Consider the following 12,710-nt stretch of genomic DNA (forward strand, 5'->3'; position numbering starts at 1 on the left):
AGCTAAATCAAATGGTTTACCTTAAACCGCTACTACATCTTAAGATGCGCGTGATCCAAAGATATAAAAATTAACAGATAAAGAAAAAAGAGTAGATAATAATTACTATATTAACAGCTAATCTAAATAGGCGTTAACTGGATGTAGCCAAACTATAAATAGTATAGCCATAGTGTGACTTTAGAAGTGGAAAAAACATCCACTGCCAATGCCCCTAAGCAAGAGGCCTGCTGAGACTACGCCTTATTATGCAATTGTTATATTATGTATAATTTTACTACGAGGCTGTCTTCATTTATCTATACCCACTGTTTGTATAACTATCTAAATAGTATTATACTTGCGGTATAAACGTCTTACAAATTAGAAACTACTATGGAAATAAAAAAAATATTTTTTTTATTGCTATTAGCGGTATCTACTACCGCACAAAAATGTGACTTTCTTGAAGGTTCTATCGGCAATAACTATCCTATCGGTAATGCTAAAAAGCAGAAACAAAATTTAAGCGATATTATTACTATTAGAGACCTAGGAATGGTTAAGACGGATTGTTATGGCTTAGTTTCACATGAAGGCATTAAAGATATCTTAAAAAGAAAATATCCTGCGTTAAATACGGACGATATTGAAGTTAAGTCATCTCTTTATTATGGCACAGTATTGATTTCTTCAACCTTTTCTGGTAGTTATACAGGTGGTATACTACTTACCTATACCACTAAACAAAAACAAAAGTTAAGTGATATCATTACGATTAAGGATCTAGGAATGGTTAAGGCGGGTTGTTATGGCTTCGTTGCATCTGAAGACATTAAAGATATTTTAAAAAAGAAATATCCTACGTTAAATACAGAGCACATTCACGTTTTCCTATATACATATGGCAGCGGATCTCTATGCATTTCTTCAACTGCTTCTGGTAATTATACAGGTGATGTACTACTTACCTATACCACTAAACAAAAAGAACAAAAACAAAAGTTAACTGATATCATTAAGATTAGCCACCTAGAAATAACTAACAATGATAATCAAATTGAAAGGATTTCAGCGTATGAAATTAAAAATATCTTAAAAGGAGAATATCCGGAGTTAAATACGAGCCATATTGAAGTTTCAGTAGATTTCTATTATGGTTATATCTTGGTAACTATTTCTTCAACCTCTTCTGGTAATTATACAGGTAATATAGTATTTACGTGCACCATTAAACAAAAACAGAATAGTCGCTTTGATAATTCTGATAAGAATTTTGGCAATTCTTCTTCCAAAAAAAACAACTTTAAAGATTCAAAGCAAAATAACAAGAATTCTAGTAATTCTTCTAGTGAATGTCGTACTTGTAAACATAACGACAAAGCAAAAATAAATAAATTTTATAAAACCTTAAACGACTTGCTAAATGAGAACGAGATTACAGATTTGGGAAAAATTAATGACAATTCGTCAATTAAGCAGCTAAATCAGGTTTTTCGTAGACTATGTGCAATATATCATTCAGGTTCAACAAAATTAGGGAAAAAAGAAGATGATAATAAAACCAAAGCTATAACCGAAAGCCGGACCCTCATAGAGGAACACTTTAGGGAATGTCAACGTAAAACTTAATCAGACCCTTCACAAGAAAAGTAACAATAATCAGAGTTAAGGCAATAGATTCCAAGCTATGTTTAGAATCTATTGCCCAATCTACTTTAGGAAAATCAGTAGGTAAAAATGTCAACTTATATTTTTACCTACTGACTTCAATTACTGAAAAAATCTAATATAGCTCTCGATATTACCCCCTACCCTAAGCAGACCGATACCTGATACAGATAAAAGCAATTATTGCTTGTTATAGCATGGCCTCTAAGTAACCCTCTGGGAGTGCTACGGTAACTTTTTTTGCTGCTGTATTAACGTTTATTAGAAATGGTGCAGAATAGGGAATCAATAACTCTTTTTTAGGATGGTCAACGCCCATCATATATTGATCCCGCATGCGATAGATGGCTTGTATGCTGCCGAGCGAACCTAAGGCGATATCTTCTACTACGGCCCCTACCAAACTATAAGGGAGCATAGCCTGCTGCCATTTCGGTTGAAGCACTACGGGAAGAAATAGGGGTAGATTGCGGAGTGCATAGGCCTCCGTTTTGGATTGGATAAGGGACAATTGTATAATCGTTTTCCGCTCGGTGACGGTAATATTTTTAATGGTATAAGGTACTTTTTCGCCATCTATCGCTACAAAAAGAGCGGGTAGTTTAGCCAGTTCAGCTGGGTTATGGGCAACAAAGTAGGCTACTAAACGGCCATCTTTTCCAATGGGCTTTTTAAAGGTCCCAATTTGGAAATATTCTTCTTTTTGAATGGCTTCATAAAAGAGTTCTATAGGGTATAAGGACATATCCAGCAGCCATTAGCCTTATTTGTTGAAAAACATCATATGCGCTGCTATGTACGCTGCTTGATCTGGCTCAGTACAGGTAGACAGCATTGCATGTACGCTTTGGCTTATTTTCTTTGCGAGTTTATGAAGGTTCTTTTTTAAGGTACCCGGGATGGTTGCCATCAACGCTTTATCCGCCTCTACAAGTTTCTGGATTAATCTTCGTATCTCCTTTAGCTGGGGAAGAAAAGATTGTTGCTGCATAAACGAACACTCAAGGGCTGTTTTTTGCATTTCTTGGAACATAAAAAAACCACGGTTATGCATCAACTCTTGATCATTACACGAAAATATAGAATCACTAGTTTCTCCCTTTTCATCTAATATTTGAATTATTTCGTGAAACACTAGCTTTATCTCCTCGACCACTTCTTTTTGAGATATCTCATCTGCTGTACTTTTTGCTTCTATCTCTTTTTTTACCTTTCCCTGATATATTTGATCCATCAGCTCCAGGAGGCCCATACCAAATTTTTCATATAGACTTCGCAAATCTTTGATTTTAGGGAAAATAAGCTGAAGTTGGTCAACCGGCAATTTAAAAAAATATTTTTTATGCTCTTTCAAGGAAAAATTTAACAATTTTTGCAGTTTTTTATAGAGATCCGACTGCTCATTTTTATTTTTTTTTAATGTAGTTTGTATAAACCGCATGTAATGGTTTGCCTCCGATTTCCATCCTGATTCTATTTTATCTTGCAAAACTCTCTTTTCCACCACTGCTTCTTGGGTTGCTTGCACGGATGCTATATATCCAGTGCATAGTATGGTAGATACAGAAACTAAAAATACGGTACAAAAATGTTTAATGCTTTTTGCCATGTTAATGTAAGGTTTAAAAATTATATGGTATATCTCTATTACGGATCGCTTGCCTTGAAAAGGAATAGCTTGCCTAAGCATATCACAAGCAAAAATGGGGTCTTTCTTTCATTTACCTCAATAGAGGCTGCACGCTGATGGCCACGCTGCTGCCGTTAAACTTTACATACATAAAAAGTGCTCCCTTAGTCTATCTTATTTAAGTGGAGCTGGAGGGAATCGAACCCTCGTCCGAACAAGCAAACCGCAACGCTTTCTACATGCTTAGCAACTGTTTATTGTCGGCGCAACCAAGGTCAGCCACCTACCTAATGTTACGCTTATGCGCGGTTATGATTTATGCGGCCATCACGCAGCTGACCACACTAGTGCTATCCATCGATGCCCCTATGCTGATCCGATAACACAAAAACCAGCGGGACAAATTCCCCTTAATCTATCGATTAAGCAGCCTTACGCAATTCGTCGTCCTCTTCTTCTTTTCGAAGCGCAACAAATTTGCAACGGCGGGAATTGATTACAGCTAAGTTGCCGTTTAGGGATTGTGTAAGTTTTATACTAGTTTATACTAGAGGTAATACTTACAACACCTCGCATGCTTACATTGGATTTAATCTTCCCGTCAATTCCTGTCAGCCCCAATGCGTTTTACTTTTACTGATATAGGGCAACACTGCTAACAGGATTTAAATTTAATACTTTTTATGGGTCCAACCAAATCTACTTTTTAGAGAACAATGGAAAGAGCATGCAAAATCAACTACAGATACGAGGGAACCGAACGATCTCGCTTTTTTGAAAAAAATAACTATATTTGTTTTCTTGATTGGGTTCTTAGCTCAGCTGGTTAGAGCATCTGTTTTACACACAGAAGGCCGTAGGTTCGAATCCTACAGGGCCCACACTGGTTATGGGTTTTTTCTATTAAACTTAAATTTAGATCATATGCCTGTTAGATTGCAACGTAAAGCAAGAAAAAATAAAATAAAAGCAGCACAACGCAAAGCTGCCATCAAGCGTCTTATGTTTGTGCCCGTTATTAAATGTTTAGATGTAGCAGCGATACGTAAAAGTTTTGCTGACCGTACCAGCGTTTAATTTATTTTTGATTTATAATATATTCACGTAAAATTCTTGTATAAAGCAGGTCAACTTTCTAAGCTATAGCTTCTTTCATATGGCTGTTTATAATTTTTTCCTGCTTGCTTCTAATACTTTTTGTCTTATTTGGAAAATTGAAGAAAGCGTAAAAAAACTACGCCTTCAACTGCATCCTCATTTTTTAACAGATTTTCAAAATGCCAATCTATCGTCAAAAAATAGGATGCGGCAGTCTTTAGCGGTAAGAATAGCCCTTTGCTGCTTATTAGAAAAATTAAATTTACCTATTTTAAGGCTTGCTAAAAATGAACAAGGTAGCCCTATTTTAGATAATAGTAGTTTTTACCTTAGTTTTACCCATACCCGTTATTTAGCTGCAGTAGGATTATCTACCGCTTCCCCTATAGGGATTGACATAGAAATGATAAAATCCAACTTGCATACGATACAAAAAAAGTATTTAAATGGAGAAGAAATCGAAAGTGCCAATGGTTCCTTAGAAAAATTGGCCATCTATTGGTCTGCAAAAGAAGCATTGTATAAATGTTGCAATAAGCAACGAATCGCTACTTTTAAGGATATTTTTGTAGAGCCCTTTCCATTAGCAGCCAAGGGGAAAATTATAGCGCGTTTGCATCAAAAAAAGTATACAATGGACTATCAGCAAATAGTAGACAGAGCACTACCAAGACATGTTTTGGTATATTGTGCGCACGAGCTAAGGATGTAAATCATATTTTAGTAAGGCAATCAGAAGTAATAATATTTCTCCTAAAGTGGTAGTTGACAAAAACAGTAGTAATAAAGCTGCTCTTGACGCTTTAAATACAGAACTGGATCAAGATCATAAGATTCAAATATTTCAAAACAAATACTTGAATAATAGAGTTGAACAAGACCATAAGTTTATTAAAAATTAAAATCATTCAAAAAGGACAAATAACCGGAACTAAAAAACAAACATCTAGCACTTCGCTAAACTTATGCCCGTATAATAGCCAAATTTTAAGACAAGGGGGAAAACTATACAAAATCAAACACAGACGCGAAAGAACCAATAAAATTCCTTAAAAATTTGTCTGAAAAATCAGTCCACTACGGTCCACCTATAATATTAAAAATCCATTAAAGTTGAACAATCCATAGATTGATAGAAGTCCCCAACGGCACCTTAGTGGCTGGCATAGGGTTTTGTTGTATCACGCTACCGATGGGTGCGTCACTCTTTTTAAGATGATGCACCACACCTATCCGCATGCCCCGCTCTAATAGTGTGACATGTGCTTCTTCTAAAGGCATCGCTATTACATCTGGTACTTCAATAATTTGTTCACCTAATCCAGCGCCAACGACTAAGTCAATAGTCGATCCCTTATGAATAGATTTTCCAGTAGGTATAGGATGCTGATCATGCCATTGTTCCAAAACAGCATATTTTGTAATGTCAGGGACATATTTGATCTTACCTAACTTTAGTCCTTTGTTCTTTAGGAGGAGTTGAGCCTGCCTAATAGAACCTTCAATAAGATGCGGCATAGATACAAGTGGAGGATTTTCTGCATTTAAAGTTAAATAAATTTTTCGTTTTGTCTTTACCCAAGCACCTGCTGCTGGAAATTGTTGCAAAACAGTAAAAGGCGGTAGTTCTGCTGCGTAACTGCTGTTGTCTGTTATAATGTAACGCAAATCATATTTGCTGAGTGCTCCATCCAATGCTTCTAAAGGCATACCCGTTAGATCGGGTACTTGAACCAATTTACCTTGACGGGTAATATAAGGTAATGCTATATAGAAAAACATATATAACATACTGATAAACAAGCAAAATATGTAAATAAGATGTCGTAATATCTTTATTAGCTTTTTTTTATGCATGTATCTAAGCTTAGCGTTTCTGTAGAAACAGCAAAATTTCTTTTGGTCCATCCATATTGGATAATGGCATGTATAAAATCAAATGGTGTATAACCGTTTAAAGCACATTGGTGAAAAATACAGGTAGCTGGTGTCATAGCAGGCAGTGCATTGATTTCAATAATCCATACCTCTATTTTTTGATGGGGATAAATTTTTACAAAAGCATCTATTCTGGCATAACCTTGTATATTTAAAACCGCTGCTATATTTGCCAGTTCGTGCTTGACCTTTTTGCTGATTATAGCAGCTACTTTGGCATTACCATCAAAGCGTGCTGGGGTAATATTATGGCCTTCCCCTGCTAAAAATTTTTCTTCTAATGAAAGTATGGCATCTACTGCTACCGTTTCTGAGGGTTCAAATACTTCATATAAGGTTTTCCCATTATGATCTATATGGGTTAGTAAACCTGTTGTAGTTTCTAAACAAGCCAATGCTTCTGGATCTTTTTCAATCAGTGCTTCTAGTAGAAATCGTTTTTGTTGCGGAATATAGTCTGTTACCTGTAATCCCAAGGTTTGCATCACTTTGTTAGACATTAGTGGTTTATCTCTAAAAGTAGCAGATGCATAAGCAGTCAACATATCACCATTGGCAATGCGCATGACCCCCGCACTGCAACCATCATCTACAGGTTTGGCAATAATTGGATACGTAAACAGATTGGCTACAGTATGGATGGTAGTAACCTGATCATCATCCCAATCTTTTTGGGTAACCACAAGCTGCTGTGCAACCTGAAAGCCTTTTTTAGCTAAAAATTGATTGGTTGCATATTTATCGATCGTTAAAGCGGTAGTAGCTATACCAGATCCGTTGTAAGGTATATCATACTTTTCTAGTATCTTTTGTAGAGTTCCATCTTCTCCAGGCCTGCCATGCAAAGCGATAAAGACAAAATCTATTCTTTCTTTTAAAGCAGAAAAGGTAAGTTCTTGTGCCGTAAAAATAGCATCTTTTGCATAATTTTTAGTAATGGAAGCGGCTTCTTGTCTTATAACGGTTAATAATGCTTCTGCGGCTTTAAATCTAGTTGGATGTAAAAGCGCATCGTGCACATCATCTGCATTATCTTTTAACAATAGCGCAGCAGGTAGTATAAAAATCCGAAAGGCTTTCGTAGAGCCAGATAGAAAAAGCGGAAGCGCTTCGTATTGGTTAGAAGCGGCCAATTTACTGTAAATATTCCGCCCACTTTCTAATGATACATGCCGTTCGGGTGTAAACCCACCCATTAGTACACCTATTTTTTTATGCATCTTTTTCGTTCCATCTGCTAGATGGCAAAAACAATCTATTCCACTTTACTGATCTAATAACGTCAATTCTGGATTAAAGAGCCGATTATGAATCTATCAAAATTAGTTAAAATATATTACGCTGTTGATGAATTTTTAAAAAATTTTGTTCCATATATAGAAAAATGGTAAATCTCTAAAGCAAATCACCTCTTATCTGATTATCCAATAAACGCATCATGTTGCAACAGATAAAATTTTTTAAAGTGGCTATTTTAGCTTATTTTTGATCTTCTAAATCAAAACTTTCATCATACCTAACATAATGAACAAATATAAAATAAAATCTATCGTTTTTTCTGCCCTTTGGGGTATGGCTATTTTGAATAGTGGCGCAGCATCTTGTTCTAAGGAGAAGAAGCCAACAAGGGAAGCAATAATCAAACAGAAGCAAAAAGCAACCGAAAAAGAATTCGAAAGTCAAATACATTCGGCAGCATCTTCACTAGGTTTACAAGAAAAAGATGCCGACGACGCCATAAAAATTATGTATGGTAAAATTATTGAAAATGAGACAAAAGTATCAAAATTAGCTAGCTATTTAGGGACTACGTACAAAAAAATCCTAAAATGTTACAAACAATTTATATCTGGTGAGCTTACTGAAGGTGAATTAGATAAAAAATTAGATGAAGTAGATAACCCCAACTTTAACAAGAAACTATTTAAAGTGGGACTATTAAAAATAAAAAGAGGTATTGAAGAATTCAGTTAGAAATAGAACTTAAAGGCATTGATATCTTAACTTTTTACTTCATCAAAAAGCAAGCAAACAATAAAGCGCTGTGTAAAAATTGCAGAAAGAACGCCACTTACCGTTAAAAAAACAAAAGTCATCTCTTTGCTCCTTTTAATTTTAATGAACTGTTTTTCTTTTTACGTGTAAGCCAATATTTTTACACAGCGCCTTTCTGTTTCAGTAATAGGCACAGATGGCTAAACAGATAGCATCCTATTACCCAAAGCACAGCCTGGTCACTCCAGGCTCTTTTTGCACTGCTACAGCTAGCGGCAATTCGTCTTCAAACAGTGGATTGCTTTCCTCCTTTACCAATGATTGGTAGATCAAATCAGCAACACTATCCATAGCTTCCGATTGCGCTGGAAGGGGGGCCATGACATAGAGCCGTTCTGCTGCTCTAGTAAAAGCAACATACAGTAGGTTTAGGTTATCTAGATGGATTTGCATCTGTTCCAAATAGTAGGCCTTGGCGTAATGGGTTTCTTTTAAATCTACTCCATAACTTATAGGCCATATAGGAAAATGAGTAGATTGCACTTGGTCAACAGACCATAAAATGGGTCCATTTTGCGGTGGATGATCCAAACTCCAATTACAAAAAGGGATAATGACTACTTTAAATGCCAGCCCTTTGGATTGATGAATGGTCATTACTTTAATCACATTTTCATGATGACTTGTAGGCAATGATATAGCACGTCCTCTTTTTTCCCACCAAACCAAAAATTCTGCTATAGAATCAGATTTTGTAAGGCTGAAATTTAAAACAACACTTTGAAAAAAAGATAAAACATCTACAAAATCAGAAGGATTTTTAAATAAAGAATCAATCAGTAGCGCCACACAAGGATAGACAGATAGATTTTTTAAAAAGTCTTTTTGTGCCCAAAATGGCTCGGGGAATAAATTTTTAATGGATCTTGCAGCATCTACTACCCGATAAAATTTATCATGATCTCCAATGGGCAGATCGTGATGGATACAATCGCAATAGGCCTGCAGCCAGGCTGCTTGATTTATTAGATCATCCTCATCATTAAGATAATATAATGAATGGATTAACACTTTTATCGCTATATGACTCCATAAAGCATAGGCATGATCGGATCGTACCGCATAGCAACCAGTGGTATGGCTGGTTTGCCAGTCATTGGTTAGCAAAGCGGCTTCACTATTATTGCGCACCAATAGGACAATATCTTTTGCTGGGATCTCTTCTTTTTGCAACTGTTCTAGCAGATCCATACAGTTTTTTTGCGCATGGACTTTCCAATGAATGGGATGACCTGCTGTATCTATTTGGTCAGACGGAAACAGGTACAATCCTACATGGCCCCCTTTTTGCCCATTGGTTTGTTGGACTACATCGCCATAGGCTCGTCTCATTTGGCCCCATTCATAGGACAGTGCATCAATAGGATGAAAACTAGAGCTGCTTTCAAGGTAATCAACCAACCGGTTGGCAGCCACTTTAAAGAAATAATTATTAAATAATACAATAGCCTCTTGGCTGCGCCTATTGGTGGTTAAATAATGAAGGGTACTTTCCTTAAACTCCGCTTCTACTTGATGGTTCAAAAGTTTCCAATTGCTGCCACGCCAACGGTAAATAGATTGCTTGACATCTCCTACCAATAGACTACTATAACCTTGAACCAGACTATTACGCAACAATGGTTTGATATTCATCCATTGAAAAAGAGAAAGATCTTGAAATTCATCTATCAGAAAATGATGAAATGAATGGCCTATTTTTTCGTATGAGAAAGAAGCATCGCTTTCCTGAATGGCTTGGTAAAGCAAGGCAGAAATATCTGACATAAAACAGACATTGTTTTTAGATCGATAGCGTTCCAACCCTATGAGCAATGCGCCTATCATACCAAAAGCATAGCTAAAACGGGCAGCTACTAACGCTGTTCTATAGGCTAAACCCTCTCTTTCATACAAATCTATAGCCTTTACAAGTAAAGGATGGAGCAATTGCTCGACTACCCTAGCAATAGAAAAAGCATTATGGCTTTTTTCCCTGTACCAACTGGTTAGATGATCTTTTGCTATAACAGCTCGTTTGGTTGGCGTAAACCCTTTCTTGCTAGCCAATTTTAAAAAATAACCTATTACCCCTTTGGTACCATAGGTAAAGTCTGTCGGTACAAGGCCCTTTTCGTGCAATATGGTCAAGGCAGCTTGACCAATTTTTTGCATGCTTTGTTCAAAGGAATGGACAGATGTTTGTGTAGCCAACACAAAGTGCGGCCATGCTTCTTGTTGCTGAAAAGCGCTTAATAATGCCTTTTCATATAGCTTAAATGATTCATCAAAAAGTGATGTACCTAGCTCCTGAATATTGCTTTTAATATTCCAGCTTTTACCAAGCAATAGTTTCGTAAGTGCAAAATCTACCATCCATTGTTGCAAGAATGGATCATCTACGGTAAACAGCTCTTCTACGGTTTCTTTTAAAGCCAATCGTTCATCCATTTCAACCGAAAAATGCTGCTGTAAACCGAGTACTTTAGCAAAGGACTGAATCATTCTATGGAAGAAACGATCAATCGTAGTAACCGCGCAATCACCATAGTGATAAACCATCATCGACAATACCTCCTTGCTGCGCACCTGCAGCTGAGCAGAGGTCCATCCTTCCTGGCATAGTGTTTCTTGTAAAACGGTTGCTTCTCCAATAGATAAGCTATACAAATAGGCTAAAATGCGTTGCTTCATCTCTTGGGTAGCACGATTGGTAAAGGTTACCGCCAAAATATCCTTAAAAGCATCTGGATAACACAAAGCCCATTGAATATAACGGGTTACCAATATATGGGTTTTACCAGCACCTGCAGAAGCACGATAAATATGCAATTCAGCCATAGCATTCATTTAACAAATAACTACATGAATATATCTGCATATATTTATTTGATCTGTTCAAAAGATGGCGCTGGTTCGATTGAATTAGACCGGTAACAGTAGGCTTTTATATACTGCAAAATATCCTTCGTTATATTGATCATCATTTTGCACCCAAGGCAATTCGTTTTTTTTAAATAAATATTCAAATTCAACTGCATCAAGTGTTTCACCACGCAATACCAGATCAGAATACTCCATAGCAAACTGAATGATGTTTCGAAAACCACCAAGGGTCAATGATACTGCATCTTCCCGTGCAATACCCATCTTTTCTATTCTTTCTGCCAAAAAGGGAAAATGGTGCGAGAAAGTATTATTATAAATCGTAAAAATAAGCTTAGCTTTTGTAAAAAGAGGATGGTCTTGATACAGTTTTTTCCAAAAAACAGGTATAAGCGCCGTTATCCAATCATGACAATGTACAATATCTGCTTCCCACTCTAATTTTTTAAGCGTTTCCATTACACCCATACAGAAAAAAATCATGCGCAAGTCATTGTCCTCAAAAAAATTATTATTTTGGTCCTTAAAAACCGATCTTCTACTGCCAAATAGATTGTTGTTGTCTACAAAATAGACCTGTAACCGCGTATTAGGTATCGTGCTTACTTTTACAGAAATGGAGTGATCTACATCATTTACTGATACAATAGAACCTGATAAACGCAACACTTCATGTAGTCTATTCATGCGGTCATTGATGATACCAAATTTAGGTACTACAATTCGTACGTCTATCTGTTTGCTTTGCATGGCTTCAGGTAGCTTGCGTACACAATTTGATACAAGGGAAGTTTCCAAAAAAGGAGCTATTTCACTTGCTACATATAGTATCCTTTGTAGAGACATCATCGAAGATACTTTTGAAGGTCAGATTAGAACAAGCATATTAGCAAACTAGCTCTAAATATAATGTTTTTTCTTTTTTTTTAAACAACTCATGTTCAATATTTTTTATTTTAATTCTTTATAAAAGTAAATTTTATAGATTTTTTTTGTAATTTTTGATACGATGGGGAACCGGGTAATGGTATTATGTATTGAATATTAATTTTATTACTTTTATAGAAAGGGGAAATTTATACCAAATAGGTATATATACGGGGGAAAATCATTTTTTTAGTATATAAGTTTAATCTTAAAACCTAAGGAATGGAAAAAACATAAAAATTTTATTAAAAAGCACGGCAACATACGCTTCTATAGCATCTTTTGTAGTTTCATGCTTTGATCAAAGGTACAGAAAGACCTTTTTTAATGGGAAAAAAGGATAGCAAAAAAAATAAAAAGCTATGCAAGTATAACCAATCAAAATAATAAAGGATTGAATCAAAACAAAGCCCCATACTTAGATCACTTTATAAAAGCAAAACAGAGCAAATTTGTTTTAACACATAAATATGAAGAATCTGATAACCAAATAAATTTGGGTCCTATTCCATCAACAAAAACAGCCCTACCTTCAATCAAAGGACTA

At 35.9% G+C, this 12,710-nt stretch carries 10 protein-coding genes, 1 tRNA gene, 1 other RNA gene and 1 pseudogene; 6 read left to right on the plus strand and 7 right to left on the minus strand.

Annotated features, from left to right (window positions below; all coding sequences use genetic code 11):
• Positions 1-375 precede the first annotated feature (375 nt).
• Positions 376-1,611, plus strand: a complete 1,236-nt coding sequence (locus tag ACRRVD_RS02525) for a hypothetical protein (RefSeq protein ID WP_432461586.1) — start codon at positions 376-378, stop codon at positions 1,609-1,611.
• Positions 1,612-1,840: 229 nt separating this feature from the next.
• Here the strand turns inward: ACRRVD_RS02525 and ACRRVD_RS02530 are convergent, their stop codons facing one another.
• From ACRRVD_RS02530 to ssrA, 3 genes are all read right to left on the minus strand, one after another.
• On the minus strand, positions 1,841-2,395 hold the full coding sequence (locus tag ACRRVD_RS02530; RefSeq protein ID WP_432461587.1) for a ribosome maturation factor RimM: 555 nt from the start codon (positions 2,393-2,395) through the stop codon (positions 1,841-1,843).
• A gap of 18 nt (positions 2,396-2,413) precedes the next feature.
• Complete coding sequence (locus tag ACRRVD_RS02535; RefSeq protein ID WP_432461588.1) at positions 2,414-3,259, minus strand: hypothetical protein; 846 nt, start codon at positions 3,257-3,259, stop codon at positions 2,414-2,416.
• Between the two features lie 201 nt (positions 3,260-3,460).
• Positions 3,461-3,899, minus strand: a transfer-messenger RNA (tmRNA) gene (gene ssrA, locus ACRRVD_RS02540).
• Between the two features lie 188 nt (positions 3,900-4,087).
• On the opposite strand from ssrA, the gene ACRRVD_RS02545 reads away from it, so the two are divergent.
• The 4 genes and pseudogenes from ACRRVD_RS02545 to ACRRVD_RS02560 all read left to right on the plus strand — a co-directional run.
• Positions 4,088-4,161 (plus strand) — tRNA-Val (locus ACRRVD_RS02545).
• 43 nt (positions 4,162-4,204) lie between these two features.
• A complete protein-coding gene (locus ACRRVD_RS02550; protein ID WP_432461589.1) occupies positions 4,205-4,357 on the plus strand; it encodes a hypothetical protein in 153 nt (50 codons plus the stop codon).
• 79 nt (positions 4,358-4,436) lie between these two features.
• Positions 4,437-5,090, plus strand: a complete 654-nt coding sequence (locus ACRRVD_RS02555; protein ID WP_432461590.1) for a 4'-phosphopantetheinyl transferase family protein — start codon at positions 4,437-4,439, stop codon at positions 5,088-5,090.
• A gap of 4 nt (positions 5,091-5,094) precedes the next feature.
• Positions 5,095-5,329, plus strand: a pseudogene (locus ACRRVD_RS02560) (DDE-type integrase/transposase/recombinase); the annotation flags it as partial.
• Positions 5,330-5,485: 156 nt separating this feature from the next.
• Here the strand turns inward: ACRRVD_RS02560 and ACRRVD_RS02565 are convergent.
• A complete protein-coding gene (locus ACRRVD_RS02565; protein WP_432461591.1) occupies positions 5,486-6,160 on the minus strand; it encodes a PASTA domain-containing protein in 675 nt (224 codons plus the stop codon).
• Between the two features lie 56 nt (positions 6,161-6,216).
• Positions 6,217-7,536: a D-alanine--D-alanine ligase family protein gene (locus ACRRVD_RS02570; protein ID WP_432461592.1), complete on the minus strand. Its 1,320-nt coding sequence runs from the start codon at positions 7,534-7,536 to the stop codon at positions 6,217-6,219.
• A 304-nt stretch (positions 7,537-7,840) separates the two neighbouring features.
• On the opposite strand from ACRRVD_RS02570, the gene ACRRVD_RS02575 reads away from it, so the two are divergent.
• Positions 7,841-8,290, plus strand: coding sequence for a hypothetical protein (locus tag ACRRVD_RS02575; protein WP_432461593.1), 450 nt, complete (start codon positions 7,841-7,843; stop codon positions 8,288-8,290).
• 240 nt (positions 8,291-8,530) lie between these two features.
• On the opposite strand, the gene ACRRVD_RS02580 is transcribed toward ACRRVD_RS02575, so the two are convergent.
• Complete coding sequence (locus ACRRVD_RS02580) at positions 8,531-11,191, minus strand: UvrD-helicase domain-containing protein (protein WP_432461594.1); 2,661 nt, start codon at positions 11,189-11,191, stop codon at positions 8,531-8,533.
• A gap of 84 nt (positions 11,192-11,275) precedes the next feature.
• On the minus strand, positions 11,276-12,085 hold the full coding sequence (locus ACRRVD_RS02585) for a glycogen/starch synthase (protein WP_432461595.1): 810 nt from the start codon (positions 12,083-12,085) through the stop codon (positions 11,276-11,278).
• Between the last annotated feature and the right edge of the window lie 625 nt (positions 12,086-12,710).

The organism is Candidatus Cardinium hertigii, assembly GCF_050864915.1.
GTDB classification, from domain to species: Bacteria; Bacteroidota; Bacteroidia; order Cytophagales; family Amoebophilaceae; genus Cardinium; species Cardinium hertigii_D.